We start from the raw sequence: 18,074 nt of genomic DNA, 5'->3' as shown, positions 1-18,074 counted from the left end.
GATAATCGGCTTACCCGGTTTTTGGGAGCTCCCAAATGCCAAGACCTGCTTTTTGGAGAGCCTTCTTGAAAATCCTGCAGTCCCTTGCAAAATTCTGCGCTGTGCTGGCGGGCGTTCTGCTCACGGTGATCACGCTCATGACCTGCGCCAGCCTGATCGGCCGCAACCTGCTGGGCGCTACCCTCGTCGGCGACTTCGAACTCACCGGCGTGGTCACGGGGGCCGCGATCGCGCTGTTCATGCCCCTTTGTCAGATCAAACGCGGCAACATCATCGTCGACTTCTTCACCGCCAAACTGGGCGAAACCTCTAACGACAGGCTGGACCGTTTCGGTGCGTTGCTGTTGGGCCTGGTGTTTGCCCTGTTGGCCTGGCGCACGGTGCTGGGCGGCCTCAATTCGTACAACACGCACTCTGAAACCCAGATCCTGGGCTTTCCCGAATGGACGGTGTATGCCGCCATGGTCCCGCCTTTTGTGCTGACCTGCGTGATCGGTGTGTGCCAATCCGCGTTCGGCTTCGGCGACGCCCATGCGCCGCACAATCCGCTGGACGAGCTGGAGGCACACGTATGAGCTCCATCACCCTGGCTCTCGTCATTTTCGGCATCATGCTGGTCTTCATGGCCGTGCGTGTGCCTATCGCGGTCGCCATGTTTACCGCGGGCGCCATTGGTTACGTGATGCAGACCGGCTGGGGGCCGTTTTCCAGCTTCCTCAACACTCAGGCCTTCGCGCGCTTTGCCAGCTACGACCTGTCGGTGATCCCGCTCTTCATCCTGATGGGACATTTCGCAACGCAGGGCGGCATCAGCCGCGCCCTCTTCGGGTTCGCAGCAGGTGTGATGGGCCGGTTCAAGGGCGGTCTGGCCATGGCGTCCATCCTGGCTTGTGCGGCTTTCGGCGCCATCTGCGGCTCCTCGGTGGCCACGGCCGCCACCATCACCGGCGTGGCGCTGCCCGAGATGAAGCGCCACGGCTATTCGGGCCGCCTTGCCACGGGTACGCTGGCAGCCGGCGGCACGCTGGGCATTTTGATCCCGCCCTCGGTGCCACTGGTGATTTACGCCATCCTCACGGAGCAGAACATCGCCAAGCTGTTTGCCGCAGCCATGGTGCCGGGCATCATCGCGATGTTCGGCTACATGGTGGCCATTGCCATCTATGTACGGCTGGTGCCCGGACAGGCGCCCGAAGTAGACAACGACAGGCCGCCGATGACGCTGGCTTCCGCGCTGGGGATACTGCCCATCGCCATCATCTTCATCATCGTCTTCGGCGGCATTTACGGCGGCCTGTTCACGCCGACTGAAGGCGCCGCGGTGGGTGCCGCCGCCACTTTCGTAGCCGCCTTGCTCAAGCGCGAGATCACCTGGGCCAAATTCAAGCTGTGCTTTTATGCCACGGCGGAAAGCTCGGCCATGATCTTCCTGATCTTTATAGGCGCCGACCTGATGAACTCCGCCCTGGCCCTGACACAGGTACCCAACCAGCTCGCCGGCGTGGTCGGCGGCTGGGGACTGTCACCACTGATGGTTGTCACGGCCATCCTGCTGTTTTACGTGGTGCTGGGGGCAGTGATGGACGAGTTGTCGATGCTGCTGCTGACGATTCCTATCTTTTTCCCGATGGTGATGGGCCTGGACTTCGGCATGACCAAGGAATCCACCGCGATCTGGTTCGGCATCATGGTGTTGATGACCGTCGGCTTTGGCATGCTGGCGCCGCCGGTGGGCCTGAACGTCTATGTGGTCAATGGCCTGGCCAAAGACGTGCCTATCAGCGAAAGCTACAAGGGCGTCATGCCCTTCCTGATCAGCGACACCCTGCGCACCACCCTGCTGCTGCTTTTCCCCGGCATATCGCTGTGGCTGGTGAAATACATCAGCTAGCAAGCCTGCGGCTAGGGCTTTCACCGCTTCTCAAACCCGCTCCCATGCCTTAAGTTAGGCATATTGTTTACAGGAGACATGCATGATTCAACGACGAACCCTTCTCAAAACCAGCGCCGCCGCAGCCTTGGGCGCACCGGCGCTGTCGGGCCTGGCCCAGCAGGCCGTGACACTGAAGTTCCATACCTTCATGTCGCCCTCGTCCAATGTCTGGCTGGCCATGCACAAGCCCTGGATGGAAAAAGTCGAAAAAGAATCCGGCGGCCGCATCAAGTTTGAAGGCTATCCGGCCATGCAGCTGGGCGGCACGCCGGTGCAGCTCTACGACCAGGCCAAGGACGGCGTGGTTGACGTGGTGTGGACATTGCCTGGCAACACGGCCGGCCGCTTCCCGCGAATCGAGGTGTTTGAGCTGCCCTTCATGATGTCCAACGCCGAAGCGACTTCCAAGGCGTTTTGGGAATACGTGCAAACCGTTGCACCCGATGAATTCAAGGATACGCAGGTGCTGGCACTGCAGGTGCACGGCCCCGGTGTGATCCACACGGTCGACAAGCCCGTCAAGTCGATTGCCGACATGCGCGGCCTCAAGCTGCGCGCGCCGACCCGCCAGGTCACCAAGCTCATGGGCGTGCTGGGCGCCACGCCCGTCGGCATGCCGCTACCGCAAATCCCCGATGCGCTGAGCAAAGGCACCATCACCGGCTGCGTGATTCCGTGGGAAGTGGTGCCTTCGGTCAAGGTCAACGAGCTCACCAAGTTCCATGCCGAGTTCGACCCCGCCGGCGGCAGCCTTTACACCACCACCTTTGTGATGGCCATGAACAAGGCGAAATACAACTCGCTCGCGCCCGACCTCAAGAAGGTCATCGACAACAACTCCGGCATGGCCACCTCGGCCTGGCTGGGCAAGGTGCAGCAGGGCAACGACGTTCCCGGCCGCAAGACCGCCAGTGACCGCGGCAACACGATCTACACCGTGAGTGCGGCCGAAGCCCAGGAATTCCGCCGCAAATCACGCACGGTGGAAGTCGAGTGGGTGGAAGACATGAACAAGAAGGGTTTTGACGGCAAGAAACTGCTGGACACGGCACGCGCCCTGATTGAAAAGCACACCAAGACGACCAAGGCTTGATCAACAGGCCGCGCTAGGTGCGCATTCACGAAACCGGGCTTATGCCCGGTTTTTTTATGCTTCACCTATGTTCTTGTGCCTTTTCGGCCTTCAGCCCAATGAATACGGGCGCAACCAGCTCCTGATTTGATAGCGCGCCACCTCAGGCAAAACCTGCACGACAGCCGGGTTACTGCAACTGCGGCTTCATTCATGGCGCGTCTGCATAAGAATCCACCCGGCCCCCGTATGACGGGTGAGCCCGGTTCATCATTCCCTTTACCCCAAGGAAGTTCTTTCATGTCACGCATTTTGAAAACCCTGGCTGCCACCATCCTGGCCTCAAGCCTGAGCGCTTCTTTCACCCTGCCCGCTTTTGCGGCCGGCCCCATGGTCAAGACCCAGGCGCCCGGCTACTACCGCGTCACACTGGGCGATTTTGAAGTCACAGCCCTGTCGGACGGCACTGTCAAGCTGCCCGTGAAAGACCTGCTCACCAACACAACGCCGGCGAAAGTCGGCGCGGCACTGAAGCGTTCATTTTTACCTGACGCAGTCGAGACTTCAGTCAATGCCTACCTCATCAACACCGGCAGCAAGCTGGTGCTGATCGACACGGGTGCGTCCGGCCTCTTCGGCCCGACGCTGGGCAGCCTGCAGGCCAACCTCAAAGCCGCCGGCTACCAGCCCGAGCAGATCGACGAGATCTATATCACCCACATGCACCCCGACCACGTGGGCGGCCTCGTGGTGAACGGCGCCATGGCGTTTCCGAATGCCGTGGTGCGTGTGGACAAGGCGGACGCCGATTTCTGGCTGGATGAAGCCAAAATGAACGCAGCGCCCAAAGAATCCCAGGGCTTTTTCCAGGGTGCCATGGCGTCCATCAAGCCCTACGCAACGGCCGGCAAGCTCAAGACCTTTGAAGGCGCCACCGAGCTCGTGCCCGGCGTGAAGGCGCAGCCCACCCACGGCCACACGGCCGGCCACAGCGTGTATGTGGTGGAAAGCAAAGGGGAGAAGCTGATGCTGTGGGGCGACCTGATGCATGTGGCGGCAGTCCAGTTCGACAACCCGGAGGTCACCATCAAGTTTGACTCCGAGTCCCCACCGGCCGCCAAGGAACGCGCCAAGGCCTACGCCGATGCCGCCAAAAATGGTTACCTGGTCGGCGCGGCGCATATTGCCTTCCCCGGCCTTGGCCATGTGCGCAAGGGCGCGGGCAAGGCTTACACCTGGGTACCGGTGAATTACTCGTCGCTGAAATAAGAAAACAAACGAAATACGCGTTAAGCCCAATAAAAACGGGCGCGAGTAGCTACTTTTTTGATAGCACGGCAGCAAGCCTGCCGTGCGCCTCGGCAGGCCTCGGCCGGCGCAAAGCCGCTACACTCATCTGATGCAACGACCGCCCCTGAACCACTGCCGCGTCTGCGGCACCGCCGTGGCCTATCGCTTGCCGGACGACGGCGACACAAAAGAGCGGGCCGTCTGCCCGGCCTGCAATACGGTCCATTACGAAAACCCGCTCAATGTCGTTGGCACCGTGCCCAGCTGGGGCGAGGACGGCGCGCAAGTGCTGCTCTGCAAACGCAATATCGAGCCGCGTCGGGGCAAGTGGACATTGCCTGCCGGCTTCATGGAGTTGGGCGAAACCACCTCGCAGGGCGCAGCCCGTGAAACGGATGAAGAAGCCGGCGCCCAATATGAGATGCTGGGCCTTTTTACGGTCATGAACGTGGTGCGCGTCGGGCAGGTGCACATGTATTACCGGGCTCGGCTTTTGAGCACCGAATTCAATCCAGGCCATGAGACCATGGAGGCCAAACTGTTCACTGAGGCCGAAATTCCCTGGGACGAAATTGCCTTCAAGACGGTCAAGCAGACGCTGGAGCAGTACTTCGAAGACCGCCGCAAGGGTGCCTACGGCATCCATTCGTTTGATATTGAATGAAGGCCTTCAAGCCCGTGCCGGCCGTTACATTCTGCAGGCAGGACGCCCGGTAGAATTTCTCTGTATCCGGCTGGTTCTCACCGCGGATTTTCCGCCCCCTCATCGGCCTTCCGGCAGTCTCTTTTTTTAACCTCTTCCCCGGATTTCATGTTCAACACCGCAATCTTTTTCCGCATTGCCGACGATTTTGTGCTTCCTCCGCTGGAAGCGCTTGAAGAAATTTTCCAGTCCCACCGTTTCGTTCCCTGCGGCGCAACAGAGCCTGAATCCAGTGGCTGGGTGCCACCGCGCGGCAACAAAAGCACCGTCCTGCTCGAAAGCGTGGGCCGCCAGCTGATCGCCCGGCTCTGCACCGAGCGCCGCCCTGTGCCATCGTCCGCCATCAAGGCCGCGGTGGAAGAACGCATCGAAAAATACAAGGAAGAAACCGGCCGCGAACGCGTGGGCGCCAAGATCAAGAAGGAGTTCAAGCAGGAAGTCATGCTGGACCTGTTGCCGCGCGCCTTCACCAAGCGCTCGACCACCACGCTCTGGATCGACGTCGTCAACAAATTCCTGGTGGTTGACTCCGGCAACCTCACGGGCGCCGACAAGATCGTGAGTTATCTCGTGGAAGCGTTGAGCGAGGTGCCGGGCGCCCTGCCCGGCCTGAAGGCCAGCCCCATCCAGACGCAGATGTCGGCCGCTGCCGCCATGTCGCACTGGCTGTCGACGCGCGAAGCGCCATATAACTTCACGGTAGACCGCGACTGCGAGCTCAAGACGCCGGACGACCAGAAATCCACGGTGCGCTACTCGCGCCACACGCTGGAGATCGAGGAAGTGGCCCAGCACATTGCCGCCGGCAAGTTGCCGACGCAGCTGGCGATGACGTGGAACGAGCGCGTGTCTTTTGTGCTGACGGAAACCGCGCAGCTGAAAAAACTCAAGCTGCTCGATGTGGTGCTGGACGGCGTTCAGGAAAGCGGAAAGGACGACGACGGCTTTGACAGCGATGCAGCCATCATCACCGGCGAGCTGTCTTCGCTGATTCCGGACATGCTGGAGGCGTTGGGCGGGGAACTCGCCGAGGGAGAAGTCACACCGCACCCGGCCACCTCGCCTGCTGCCGACCCGGTACCAGAGCCCGCGTAGCAAATAAGGAAGACAGGTCATGCCCCAACACATCGGTATCGTCGGCTGCTCTGCCGAAGGCGCTGCGCTTTGTTATCAAACCATCTGTGTGGAAGGCGCCAAGGCCATGGGGCCGCATGCCCATCCTGAAGTGTCGATGCATACGCCGTCGCTTTCAGATTACATGGCGTGCATTTACCGCAATGACTGGAATGGCGTGGGCGACATCATGCTCGCTTCCGCGCACAAGCTCGCAAAAACCGGAGCTGACTTTCTTATCTGCCCGGACAACACCATCCATCAGGCTTTTGCTTACGTGCAGGAGCGATCCCCCTTGCCCTGGCTTCATATTGCGGAAGTCGTTGCCGAAGAAGCGGTCAGGCGCGGGTTCCGGTGCATCGGCATCACCGGCACGCGATGGCTCGTCGACAGTGAGGTCTACCCCGACAAGCTCGCGGCCCGCGGGCTGCAATACTTGCGTCCAGACAGCGCGGAGCGCGACGAAATCAACCGCATCATCATGGACGAGCTGGTGTACGGTGTCTTCAAGCCCGAAGCGATCGCATATTTCCAGAAAGTCATCGAGCGGATGAAAAGCGACGGCTGCGACGCAGTCGTCCTGGGCTGCACGGAAATCCCCCTGATCATGAGCGATTCAAACTCGCCCCTGCCGACTCTGGACTCCACACGCCTGCTGGCGCGCGCGGCGCTTGTCAGGGCGACGCAGGCCGTGCGGCCTTCGCCTGATTGAAAAGATTCAGTGCTGGCCCGGCGTAGCGCGGAGGCGTGAAACGGTTGCCGGCAAATCCTGCCAGGCCGGTTCCGAGGGTGCATAGCGTCCGCGCATATAAGCCACCAGCGCGGCAACCTGGGCATCATCCAGGCTGTGACGAAAAGCCGGCATGAACCCGATGTCTTTGCTCGCCGGTGACTGAATTCCCTCAAGGATCACCTGCACCAGATTGTCGGGCCGCTCGCTGTGCAGCTTGCTGTTAAGGGCCAGCGGCACGTTCACCCCCAGCAGTCGCGGGCCGTCGCCGTCGTGATGGCACGATGCGCAAGCGCCACTGAACAGGCGCTTGCCAGGGCCCGGCAAGCTGACAGCCGATTGCCGGGTGGACAAGACGATCTGCCCGGTGCGCTGGACGCTTTCAGCTTCCGTAGTTGGCTCATTAAAAGACACGAGATAAGTCGCCATCGCACGAATATCTTCTTCAGGCAAGGCGGCCAACTCCTTGATCACTGGTGCCATCGGACCCGCGGCAATGCCGTGCTGCGGTGAGTAGCCGCTACGCAGGTAGCGGTACAGCTCCGCAGCATTCCAGGGTACGGGCGCACGCGAGAGTGCAGTCAGCGCTGGAGCGTCCCAGCCATCCACCATGGCTCCGCTTAAAAAGGCCTTTCCGCTGCGCTCGGCGCCTGCGGCGTTGCGCGGCGTATGGCAGGCGCCGCAATGGCCCAGGCCGTTGACCAGGTAGGCGCCACGATTCCATTCGGCAGTCTGCGCCGGGTCGGCACGGTAAGGCGCCGGCTCATGAAACAGCGCGTTCCACCCGGCCATCAACGGCCGCACGCTGAACGGGAAGGTCAGCCGCGTGGCCGGTGGTTCCGATCGCACGGGGGGCTGGGCCATCAGGTAGGCATACAGCGCGGTCAGGTCTTCATCGCTGGTTTTGGCGAACGCGGTATAGGGAAACGCGGGATACAAATAGCGGCCATCGCGGGAAATTCCTTCACGCATGGCGCGCTGGAAGGCGCTGAAGGACCACAAGCCTATGCCGGTGTCCGCATCGGGTGTGAGGTTGGTGGTGACAATCTTTCCGAAAGGCGTATCCATGGCCCTGCCGCCGGCATTGGGTATACCGCCGGGTGCTGTATGGCACACCACACAATCGCCCGAGGCCGCGAGCTGCCGGCCGCGTTCCAGCGTTGCAGCGGTGTAGACGGAGGCACCGCCTTGCGTCACCGGCGCGATGGCCGACCGGCCGCCTGCCAGCGCCCATACGATGCCCACAACCCCGGCGAGCAAGGCGCCTGCGCGGGACCACCAGGCCATGCCTTTCGGCCATGCCGCGTCCTCAGGTACGGGATTGGGCAACCGGGCTGGAACCGCCGGGATGGCCGGTTCGGCCGCGAGCCCCGGGTTGAGCGCAGCACGTACAACTTCCGGCGTGAAAGGCGGCTGGCGAAAACGCACACCGGTAGCATCAAAAATGGCGTTGGCGATGGCTGCCGTACCCGGCACCGAAGACGACTCTCCGGCGCCAAGCGGTGGCTCACCGGGGCGCGCCATGGTCACGACCTCAATCACCGGCACGTCCCTGAAGTTGAGGATGGGGTAGCTTCCCCACTCCAGGCTGGTCACCTGATTTGTTTGGGGTGACACCGTGACCTGTTCCGTGAGTGCACGGCTGGTCGTCTGCACTACATTGCCATGGATCTGGTGCTGAACCCCGGCGGGGTTGATCAGCGTGCCGGCGTCATGCCCTACCACGACGCGCCGGACATGCACCTCGCCCGTCTTGCGATTCACTTCGACGTCAGCCACCCAGGCCGCCCACGCCGCCCCGAACCCCGGCCATTTGCTGTGCATGTAGCGGGCATACGCAAAGCCCTGGCCGCGCACGACGTCCTGTGGATCACCAGGCGCTGTAGGCTGCTGCTGCGGCGTCGTATGCGCCATCCAGCCGGCGCGCTCGGCCGTGGCACGCACCAGCTCGGCGGCGCGCGGCTCCTTCAGGTACCGCAGCCGAAACTCCACCGGATCGACACCCGCTGCTGTTGCCAGTTCGTCGATGTAGGACTCGTGCGCGAATGAATTGGGCAGCGCCGATACACCGCGCAGCCATGACGCACGCAACAGCGGCGCCATGTCATTGACGGCGATGCGCATGTTGGCGTACTCGTAGGGCGGCCGAGCGGTTCGGTCGCCCATTTCATAGGCTTGCGCGACCGGTTCAATGGTGCGTGTGAGCAGCAGCGCCAGCGTGGGCGATCCATTCGAAGGGTAGGAGGTCTGGAAGTCATAAGCCGCGACCGACCCGTCGGCATTGAGCCCACCGTTCACCTGCATGAGCTGGGCTGCGCCTTTGGGTTCCCAGGCATGTTCCTGCTCACGCGTCAGCTGCACACGGACAGGGCTGCCCACAGCACGCGAAAGCAGCGCGGCATCTGCCGCCACATCGTCTGCGCAGTTTCGCCCGTAGCAGCCCGCCGCCTCCATGCGGATCACGTCGATGGCGACGTCGGCAAGGCCGGTCAGGCGCGACAGGTCAGCCCGCAGCACGTGGGGGTTTTGGGTTCCTGCCCATACCGTCAGGCGCTCCTGCTGCCAATCGGCCACGGCACACGAAGGCCCGAGGGAGCCGTGCATTTGATAGGGCCAAACGTAGTTGCGCGCCAGGGCTTGTGCCGCGCTTGCCATCGCGGTGTCCACGTTGCCGTCGTCGACAAGCCTGCGCTGAGTGGCCGGGTTGTTGCGGATCGCCTGCTCAAGGTCGCCCAGACTGGCGAGACCGGGCCACGGCTTCCAGCTGACACGCAATTCACGCAGCGCCTGTTCGGCCTGCTCTTCCCGCTCTGCAACGATGCCGACAAAGTCGCGGATCACCACCACCGCGCGAATGCCCGGAATGTGGGAAATCGATGATTCGTCCACCGATTCCAGCGTATTGCCGATGAAGTCGCCGTGGTCAGCCCCGGCATAGGGCGGGCGCACGACGCGGCCGTGCAGCATGCCGGGTACGCGCATGTCGTGCACAAATGTCAGTACCCCGGTGGCCTTGGCCGGGATATCCAGGCGTGCCGCGCTGGTCCCCACCAGGCGGTAGTCGGCAGCATCCTTGACAGGGGTGCCCTGCACCAGCGAGAGATGTACATGCTCATTGGCCAGCAACGCGCCATACGTCACCGATTTATCTTCCTGCCCTGCCACCGAAACAACGCCATCTCGCACGGCGAGGAGGGAAGGATCCACCTGCAGTACGCCCGCTGCGCGCATCACCAGCCACGCGCGTGCCTGCGCCGCCGCGGCCCGCAAAGGGACGGCATGAACCTGGATGGACGCGCTGGCAATCGTGGCCCCCTGATTGGGCGCACGCGTCGTGTCCCCAAGAACCATGTTGACCTGCCCGAGCGCAACGTCGAGCTCTTCAGCCACGATCTGCGCCAGGGCCGTCCGGATACCGGTGCCTAGATCGACATGGCCGTTCAGGGCCGTCACGCTGCCGTCATCCCACACGGCAACCAGTATTTCAACGCCCTCTTGCGGATTGGCGCTGACCAATGCAGGTTGGCCACGGGCGGGTGGAGGCGCCGGCGGCGGCTCGCGGCTCACCAGCAAGACGCCGCTGGCCGCATGAAAATCGGCGCGTGTCAGGGGCGCATCGGCGCGACGCGTCATGGCGAGTTACCCCGGGCAAGGCTTTGGCGCGTCAGCTCTGCCGCACGCAATACAGCCCTCACGATCTCCAGGTGCGTGCCGCAGCGGCAGAGATTGCCGGACAGCTCGCGACGTATGTCGTCCTCGCCCGGTGCGGGGTTTCGCGCCAGCAATGCGACAGTCATCAGGATCATGCCGTTCAGGCAGTAGCCGCACTGGGCGGCCTGCTCTTCGATAAACGCCTGTTGGACCGGGTGAAGGGCCGCCGGCGTACCCAAACCCTCAAGGGTGGTGATTTCGCGGCCTGCCACGCCACATGCCGGAATAACGCAAGCGCGTGCCGCCACGCCATCGACCAGCACGGTGCATGCGCCACACTCGCCCAAACCGCAGCCATATTTCGGGCCATTCAGCGCGAAATCGTTACGCAGCACGGTCAGCAGGCTAGCCTGCTCCGCAACAGGCAGCGTACGCTCCAGCTGGTTAACGGACAGTGTGACGATGAAACCCATATTTACCGAACCGGTGCGGGCTCGCGTGGTGATTTCTCAACATCGATGAGATACGGCCTACACACTGAGATAGGCACGGCGCACTTCTTCATTGGCAGCCAGATCCGCCATGGATCCTTCAAAGCGGATTTGCCCTTTCTCCAATACATACGCCCTGTCGGAAACCAATTCGGCGAAATGCATGTTTTGCTCGGACAGCAGAATGCTGACACCGTGGGCCTTCAGCTCCAGGATCATGTTGGCCATTTGCTCCACAATGACGGGCGCTACGCCTTCGGAGGGTTCGTCAAGCAGAACCAGATAGGGATTGCCCATCAAGGTCCTGGCCACTGTCAGCATTTGCTGCTCGCCACCACTCATGCGGCCGCCGGGACGCGTGGGCATCTCACCCAGGTTGGGAAACAGCTTGAAGAGGCGTTCCGGCGTCCACAAGGGCGCCTCACTGCCGTCGGGCCAGCGGCGCGGCGCCTGCCGCCCTACTTCCAGGTTCTCGGTCACTGTCAGGTCGGTGAAGATTCGCCGGTCTTCCGGCACAAAGCCCAGGCCCATGCGAGCCGCATGGTGTGGTTCACTGCTGGAGATATCCTTGCCAAGAAAAGCCACGCTGCCGCGGCGCTTGTCGAGCATCCCGATCAGCGTCTTCAGGGTGGTCGATTTGCCGGCGCCATTGCGCCCCATCAGGGCAACGACTTCGCCGCGCCTGACAGCCAGGTTGACGCCAAACAGTATTTGCGCCGCGCCATACCAGGCCGACAGGTCTTTCGCCTCCAGCAGTATCTCGTTGCCGTTGCCCATCACGCAGTTTCCTTTTCAATGGCTTTTTTCTCGAAGGTCTTGCCACTGCCGAAATAGACTTCCTGGACTTTGGGGTGGTCGCGGATATCCTGCGGCTTGCCTTCCGCAATCAACCGGCCACGCGCCAGCACGATCATGCGGTCAGCATAGGCAAACACCACGTCCATGCTGTGCTCGGTAAAAAGCACCGCCATGCCCCGGTCAATGACCAGTTGTTTGGTCAGCGCCATCAAGTCGTTTCGCTCCCTGGGAGCCATACCGGCTGTCGGCTCATCCATGAGCAGCAACTTGGGGTTGTTGGCCATGGCCATGGCCAATTCCACACGCTTGACATCTCCATATGCCAGCACGCTGCAAGGGCGGTCAGCCTGCGGCTTCATGTTGACCTGCTCAAGCAGCGCCATGGCCTCGTCGCGCTTGTAATCTGCGGCACGGCGCCACATGGAAAAAAGCCGATGGTCTGCGGACAGCAAGGTCATCTGGACGTTCTCCACGACCGTGAGTGAAGAAAAGGTTTCGGCGATCTGGAATGTCCGACTGACACCGCGCCGCCAGATTTCACGGGGAGCCAGGCCGATCAGCTCCTGCGAGTCCAGCTGGATGGAGCCTGTATCTGCGCGCAGCTGACCGTTGACCATATTGAACGTGGTTGACTTCCCGGCACCATTGGGTCCGATCAAAGCCAGCAGTTCACCCGCCGCCAGCTCAAAGTTCACACCATCGACAGCCCTGACACCACCGAACGATTTACCCAGTCCTGACACCTTCAGCAAGCTCATGACTTCTCTCCCGCACTGCGGCGACTGGCCAGCAGCTGTTTGGCAAAGCCTGCAATCCCCTGGGGAAACAGCAGCACAAGAACCAGGATGATGGCGCCCAGCATGGCGCGCCAATAGTCGGTATTGCGCGCCACGGTATCGTGCAGCCATGTGAACGTGACGGCCCCCACGACAGGTCCCAAAAGCGTCTGGATACCCCCCAGCAAAACCATCACCAGACCGTCGATCGACTTGCTGACGTGCAGGCTTTCAGGCGAGATGCTGCCTTTTGAAAAGGCATAAAGCGCGCCAGCCAGCCCCGCAAAAGAACCCGCAATCACAAACGCGGCCCATTGCAGACGTTTGACATTCATGCCGATGGCATCAGAGCGCAGCACCGAGTCGCGTGCCGCACGCATGCCATAGCCAAACGGCGAATACAGCATCCGGTGCATCAGCAAGACGCCCCCGGCCACCAAGACAAGGGTGAGGTAGTAATAAATACGTTTGTCCGCCAGCCACTCAGAGGGCCATACGCCGGTCAATCCGTTGCTGCCGCCGGTGAACACGTCCCATTGATAACAAATAGCCCAGGTAATTTGCGCAAAGGCCAGCGTCAGCATGGCGAGGTAAACACCGGACAACCTGACGCAGAACCAGCCATAGACAAAAGCGCCCAGGGCCGCCACGAGGGGTGCAACGACCAGCGCCAGCTCCATGGGCATGTTCAGGCTGCGCACCAGCAGCGCGGCACCATAGGCCCCAAGGCCGAAGTAGGCGGCATGCCCGAACGAGTGCATCCCCGCGGGTCCCATGATGAAATGCAGGCTGACAGCGAACAGGACGGCAACCAGCAGATCAATCAGCAGCACTGTCACGTAAGGCGACTGCGCCGCCAGCACAGGCATCAAAGCCAGTACCGCCAGCAGGCCCGCACAACCCCAGGCATACAAGCGGTGCGGCCTGCGCAGCGGTTCTTCAGCCATGCCTGTATGCCGGCTGGGCGCCTGGGGCCTGCCGAACAATCCCCAGGGACGGGCCACCAGGACAACCGCCATTACGACGAACTCCACCACCAGGGTCAGCTTGGAAAAAGAGATGCTAATGCCCGCAATTTCGACCAGCCCCAGCCAGATGCAAATGGCCTTGAGTTCGGCAATCAGCAGTGCCGCTACGTAGGCACCCGGGATGGAGCCCATGCCCCCGACCACCACCACCACAAACGCGGCGCCGATGATGTTGAGGTCCATTTCCAGGTTGGCGGGCTCGCGCGGTAGCTGAAGCGCGCCCCCAAGGCCCGCCAGAAGTGCGCCCAATGCAAAAACGGCTGTGAACAGCCACGCCTGGTTCACACCCAGCGCGCTGACCATTTCGCGGTCCTGGGTAGCAGCCCGGACCAGGGTACCCCATCGGGTTTTAGTGAGCAAAAGCCAGAGCAGGCCCAGGACAACAGGTCCCGCGACGATCAGAAAAATGTCATAGGAAGGAAACTGGCGTCCGAGAATCGCCACGGAGCCCGTCAGACCGGGCGCCCGGGGACCAAGCAGTTCTTCGGCACCCCAAAACCAGAGCACGCCGTCCTTGATCACCAGGCCCAGGGCAAACGTTGCCAGCAGCTGGAATAGCTCCGGTGCACGATATATACGGCGAAGCAACAAGACCTCGACCAAGCCACCGAGAACACCTACAGCCAAAGCAGCCATCAACAGAGCAGGCCAGAAACCCAAGGTATTGCCGAGAGCACTGACCAATGAATAGGCAACGTAGATACCCACCATGAAAAAAGATCCATGGGCAAAATTGACAATCCGCGTAACACCAAAGATCAACGACAAACCAGCTGCCACGAGAAACAGCGACGATGCGCCGGCCAGGCCATTAAGCAACTGCACGATAAAGCCTGAGAAGCTCATGAACAAACCTTTTTTCTGCGGGATAGCGTGGCCGGCAAGCAGCGCACAGCGGACACACCATTAACATGACGGCGGCACCGGAACTGCCGGCAAACCGCGATGGGTGCATGCACGAGGCGCGGCACCTGCCGCCGTCAGCACTTGCCTCGGTCTAGTCGGCAGCGCGCATTTTTTTCACTTCAGCGTTGCTGGGCTGGACTTTTGAACCGTCGATATATCGATAGTCGACCATCACGCCCTTGCCGCCTTCATTTTTTGTGCGGCCCACATAGGCCCCCATGGTGGACTGGTGGTCTTCCGGTCGAAAAACCACGGGGCCGAAAGGTGTCGTCACATTCAGGCCGCGGAAAGCGGTAATCAGCTTTTCCGTATCGGTTGATTTCGCCTTTTTCATGCCTTCGGCCAGGGATTTGATGGCGCTATAGCCGACCACGGAACCCAGGCGCGGATAGTCTTTGTACTTACTGTGATAAGCAAGGAAGAAAGCCTTGTGTTCGGGAGTCTGGATGCCGTACCACGGATAGCCGGTAACCACCCAGCCGTTAGGCGTTTCTTCCTTGAGCGGATCGAGATATTCGGGTTCGCCCGTCAACAAGCTGACGACTTCACGCCCCTGAAACAGGCCGCGGGTATTGCCTTCACGAACAAACTTTGAGAGGTCGGCACCAAAAAGAACATTGAAGATGGCATCCGGCTTGGCGTCCGCCATGGCCTGCACAACACTGCCAGAGTCGACTTTGCCCAACGGAGGCGCCTGCTCGGCCACGAACTCCACATCGGGCTGTACGGCCTTCAGCAAGGTCTTGAACGTCGCGGCTGCGGACTGCCCATACTCATAATTGGGGTACACCACTGCCCAGCGCTTTTTCTTCATCGCGGCGGCTTCAGGGACCAGCATGGCAACCTGCATATAGGTGGAGGTCCGCAAGCGGAATGTGTAGCGATTGCCGTTTTGCCAGACGATTTTGTCTGTCAAAGGCTCAGCCGCCAGAAAGAAGAACTTTTTCTGCTTGGCAAAATCGGTCAGCGCCAGACCGATATTGGAAAGGAAGGAGCCCGTCAGCACGTCAACTTTTTCGCGCGAGACAAGCTCTTCGGCCGCACGAACCGCATCACCCGGATTTGCGTTGTCGTCGCGGATAACCAGCTGGACTTTCTTGCCGTTGATGCCGCCACCAGCATTGATTTCTTCAACGGCCAGCTCCATGCCTTTCTTGTACGGTTCCAGGAAAGCTGGCTGGGCCTTGTAGCTGTTTATTTCCCCTATCTTGATGACGCCCTGCGCATGCGCGTTCACGAATGAGGTCATCAGTCCGAGGAAAGCGACGGTGCTCAGCATTTTGTTGTGCAGCTTCATAAATACTCCTGGTTGTCGTGGATCAGATAGACGGCGATGGTGAGTCATTGGTGATAAGTAGGTTGGCAGCCGGGGCTACCTTAACCCATCCTCCCCCTTGATTTCGTGGATTTGAAGCCCCCCCACGCGCGGCAGGGGGCGGCCGCTGTCCGTGACGACGACAGCCACCACGATTTCGTTGGCCCGGGGGGCATCGGCAATGCGCGCCTCCATGGCATCAAAGTGGCTGCGCACGAATGCGGCATCCTTGTGTCCCAGCGGCACGTCAATGGCAGTACCCAGGCCACCGCGCTTTTTACTTGACGGCACCAGAGCAGCACCCTTTTCCACCGCCAGGCGCAGTGGGGCGCCCAGTCTGGGATGCAGGATCGCTGCCGCATGCTCGAGCTCGCCTGCCTCACCCACGATGGCGGCCTTGCCGTAACTATGGGCCTGGCCCGGCGCAATGCCAAGGGCCTGCACGCACTTTTGCCCCAGCAGCCCGCCAAGCTCTTCGCCGATGTCAATCAGCGCATCGAGTTTTTCCGCGTACACCCCGGAAAAAGGATTCTCGATCACGGCCATCGCCAATGCCTTTCGCGTCGGAGGAGCGACGACCTTTCCCATCTCGATGTATGTTTCGTCGATTTGCACAACAATTTTTCGAATCCTGGCTGTCATGGTTTTTCCTTGTCTCGGTGACTGCTAAATATCTGGCGCATCGGGTTTAACGCAAGCCATCCCATTTGGCGATGGCGCTGGCGGCCAGCCCACCCACCCGGGCGTGAATGCGCGGGCCCGTGCTCATGGCCAGGATGAAAACGATTTCGTCTGGCAAGGGAGCCCCTGGCACACGCACCTCAATGGCGTCGAAATGGCTACGGACATAACTCGCATTGACGTGCGTTAAAGGAACATCCAGCGCCGTACCCGGCGCACCCACTTTTTTTGTCGAAGGAACGATGGACAAGGCATTACCGGGTTGGCCGGTTTTTTCCTCAGCCTGCCCACGGGCATAAGCGTTGCGATCACCTTTCCAGCCAAGCAGCTCACGCATCGCGTACCCGCCGGGCACATGCCAGAGCGCACCATGCTCCAGTTCCCCTGCCGCGCCCACAATCGCTCCTTTTCCGTAACCCTCAATATGTTCGGCCGGCACCGCCATTGCGGCGCGCAGACGCTCAGCCATCTGGATACCCACGGGCTGAAGCTGGTCCATCATCGGCAGGAGGTCGGGCTCATACCGCCCCGCAAACGGGTTGGTCAGCACCGCGCCAACTGCCCCGCGAAGCAGAGGCACCGGCGCTATCGGACCGAATTCATGCCGTATCTGCTCCACGTGCGTAAAAATACGCCGAATTTCAATCATGGTGTGAGGTCCATTCATTTCATTAAGCAAATACCGAACCAGCCGGCACTTCAGCACTGTGATTTTGCAATCGTTGCGACGTTTTATCAGAGGTGGTCATCAGCTGGTTTTGGCAAACCAGCGCAGCCGACCAGATCAATCCCGCCGCCTGCAGAGCCTGTGCGCGTTCAAGCCCGGTGCGCAGTGCGCGCCGAACCGTTTCCGCCTCCAGCAACGGCACCTCAATTGTCACCAGCATTTCGCCAAGGTCGGTGTCGTCCTTCACGTCACAAGCTCTGCTGCGTTTGATTCGCACGTCGGCAACATCGACCGCATTCGCAATCATGGTGGCTGCAGCATCCGCTTGCGCGGCAGTACGCGCAAGGACCGTCACGCTGTCGGCAATACCCAGAGAAAAGCTTCGCCCTCGCCAACCGCTGGTAGCGACGCCGCGAACAGGAAGCGCGCTGGAAACCTCGAATTGCCCGTCGGTATGAACGCCGGCCAATACCTCGTTCACATCGAGGCGCGCCAGATCTGCATACAGGCCGATCCGCACAGATTGCGCTGGCGCCAAGTGCAGGGCAATGTCACCGCCGTTGTTGACCCAGGCGCGGTCTATCCCGCCATTGGCATAACAGGCGACCAGCTCCTGCGCGACTGCACCGGCAACGGCCGCCATCGGGGTGATGAAGCCATGCCGGTAAGGGTGGCACGCATTCCACATGCGCCGGGCTATGACCCCTTCCAGATGGCACTCATCCCGTACAGGCTGCCGCAGGAGAGGAAGTTCCCCGACCAGCTCGCCGAGGATATCGCTGAAACGCTCCCACGCTTTGGCATGAGCGTCCTCTACCGCAGCCGGCCTTCCATGGGCGCCAATGATGATATCCATCGGACCATGCTGGAAATGCCAGCGCCCGTCGGGAAGTTGCAAGCGTTGAGAGTTCATGTGCAAG

At 61.1% G+C, this 18,074-nt stretch carries 16 protein-coding genes; 7 read left to right on the top strand and 9 right to left on the bottom strand.

The genetic code is table 11. The features are described 5' to 3' along the window. Nucleotides 1–65: 65 nt before the first annotated feature. The 7 genes from AC1D13_RS08830 to AC1D13_RS08800 all read left to right on the top strand — a co-directional run bounded on the left by AC1D13_RS08830 (nucleotide 66) and on the right by AC1D13_RS08800 (nucleotide 6,823). A complete protein-coding gene (locus AC1D13_RS08830) occupies nucleotides 66–575 on the top strand; it encodes a TRAP transporter small permease (RefSeq protein ID WP_457280368.1) in 510 nt (169 codons plus the stop codon). Continuing rightward, nucleotides 572–1,891, top strand: coding sequence for a TRAP transporter large permease (locus AC1D13_RS08825; RefSeq protein WP_457280367.1), 1,320 nt, complete (start codon nucleotides 572–574; stop codon nucleotides 1,889–1,891). Before AC1D13_RS08830 ends, AC1D13_RS08825 begins: the two co-directional genes overlap by 4 nt. A gap of 82 nt (nucleotides 1,892–1,973) precedes the next feature. Next, the gene (locus AC1D13_RS08820) at nucleotides 1,974–3,026 is read left to right on the top strand and encodes a TRAP transporter substrate-binding protein (protein ID WP_457280366.1); all 1,053 of its coding nucleotides are present in this window, start codon (nucleotides 1,974–1,976) and stop codon (nucleotides 3,024–3,026) included. Nucleotides 3,027–3,305: 279 nt separating this feature from the next. Further along, on the top strand, nucleotides 3,306–4,274 hold the full coding sequence (locus AC1D13_RS08815) for an MBL fold metallo-hydrolase (RefSeq protein ID WP_457280365.1): 969 nt from the start codon (nucleotides 3,306–3,308) through the stop codon (nucleotides 4,272–4,274). Nucleotides 4,275–4,404: 130 nt separating this feature from the next. Beyond that, complete coding sequence (locus AC1D13_RS08810; protein WP_457280364.1) at nucleotides 4,405–4,959, top strand: NUDIX hydrolase; 555 nt, start codon at nucleotides 4,405–4,407, stop codon at nucleotides 4,957–4,959. 147 nt (nucleotides 4,960–5,106) lie between these two features. Continuing rightward, nucleotides 5,107–6,093: a recombination-associated protein RdgC gene (locus AC1D13_RS08805; RefSeq protein ID WP_457280363.1), complete on the top strand. Its 987-nt coding sequence runs from the start codon at nucleotides 5,107–5,109 to the stop codon at nucleotides 6,091–6,093. 19 nt (nucleotides 6,094–6,112) lie between these two features. Beyond that, nucleotides 6,113–6,823, top strand: coding sequence for an aspartate/glutamate racemase family protein (locus AC1D13_RS08800; RefSeq protein ID WP_457280362.1), 711 nt, complete (start codon nucleotides 6,113–6,115; stop codon nucleotides 6,821–6,823). 6 nt (nucleotides 6,824–6,829) lie between these two features. Here AC1D13_RS08800 and AC1D13_RS08795 read toward each other — a convergent pair whose 3' ends face one another. The 9 genes from AC1D13_RS08795 to AC1D13_RS08755 all read right to left on the bottom strand — a co-directional run bounded on the left by AC1D13_RS08795 (nucleotide 6,830) and on the right by AC1D13_RS08755 (nucleotide 18,067). Next, nucleotides 6,830–10,474, bottom strand: coding sequence for a molybdopterin cofactor-binding domain-containing protein (locus tag AC1D13_RS08795; protein WP_477689366.1), 3,645 nt, complete (start codon nucleotides 10,472–10,474; stop codon nucleotides 6,830–6,832). Beyond that, on the bottom strand, nucleotides 10,471–10,965 hold the full coding sequence (locus tag AC1D13_RS08790) for a (2Fe-2S)-binding protein (RefSeq protein ID WP_457280360.1): 495 nt from the start codon (nucleotides 10,963–10,965) through the stop codon (nucleotides 10,471–10,473). Before AC1D13_RS08790 ends, AC1D13_RS08795 begins: the two co-directional genes overlap by 4 nt. Nucleotides 10,966–11,022: 57 nt before the next feature. Beyond that, a complete protein-coding gene (locus AC1D13_RS08785; protein WP_457280359.1) occupies nucleotides 11,023–11,760 on the bottom strand; it encodes an ABC transporter ATP-binding protein in 738 nt (245 codons plus the stop codon). After that, nucleotides 11,760–12,539, bottom strand: coding sequence for an ABC transporter ATP-binding protein (locus tag AC1D13_RS08780; RefSeq protein ID WP_457280358.1), 780 nt, complete (start codon nucleotides 12,537–12,539; stop codon nucleotides 11,760–11,762). The genes AC1D13_RS08785 and AC1D13_RS08780 overlap by 1 nt, the downstream gene beginning before the upstream one ends. Then, nucleotides 12,536–14,431: an ABC transporter permease gene (locus AC1D13_RS08775; RefSeq protein ID WP_477665750.1), complete on the bottom strand. Its 1,896-nt coding sequence runs from the start codon at nucleotides 14,429–14,431 to the stop codon at nucleotides 12,536–12,538. The genes AC1D13_RS08780 and AC1D13_RS08775 overlap by 4 nt, the downstream gene beginning before the upstream one ends. A gap of 151 nt (nucleotides 14,432–14,582) precedes the next feature. Continuing rightward, the gene (locus tag AC1D13_RS08770; RefSeq protein ID WP_457280969.1) at nucleotides 14,583–15,770 is read right to left on the bottom strand and encodes an ABC transporter substrate-binding protein; all 1,188 of its coding nucleotides are present in this window, start codon (nucleotides 15,768–15,770) and stop codon (nucleotides 14,583–14,585) included. Between the two features lie 93 nt (nucleotides 15,771–15,863). Beyond that, the gene (locus tag AC1D13_RS08765; RefSeq protein WP_457280356.1) at nucleotides 15,864–16,448 is read right to left on the bottom strand and encodes an amino acid synthesis family protein; all 585 of its coding nucleotides are present in this window, start codon (nucleotides 16,446–16,448) and stop codon (nucleotides 15,864–15,866) included. A 46-nt stretch (nucleotides 16,449–16,494) separates the two neighbouring features. Beyond that, the gene (locus AC1D13_RS08760; protein ID WP_457280355.1) at nucleotides 16,495–17,136 is read right to left on the bottom strand and encodes an amino acid synthesis family protein; all 642 of its coding nucleotides are present in this window, start codon (nucleotides 17,134–17,136) and stop codon (nucleotides 16,495–16,497) included. 22 nt (nucleotides 17,137–17,158) lie between these two features. Beyond that, complete coding sequence (locus AC1D13_RS08755) at nucleotides 17,159–18,067, bottom strand: UPF0280 family protein (protein ID WP_457280354.1); 909 nt, start codon at nucleotides 18,065–18,067, stop codon at nucleotides 17,159–17,161. Nucleotides 18,068–18,074: the final 7 nt, after the last annotated feature.

The sequence above is a fragment of the Polaromonas sp. P1_E12 genome (assembly GCF_056405975.1).
Note: the sequence above shows the minus strand (reverse complement) of the source record. Positions and strands in the feature narration are given on the sequence as shown.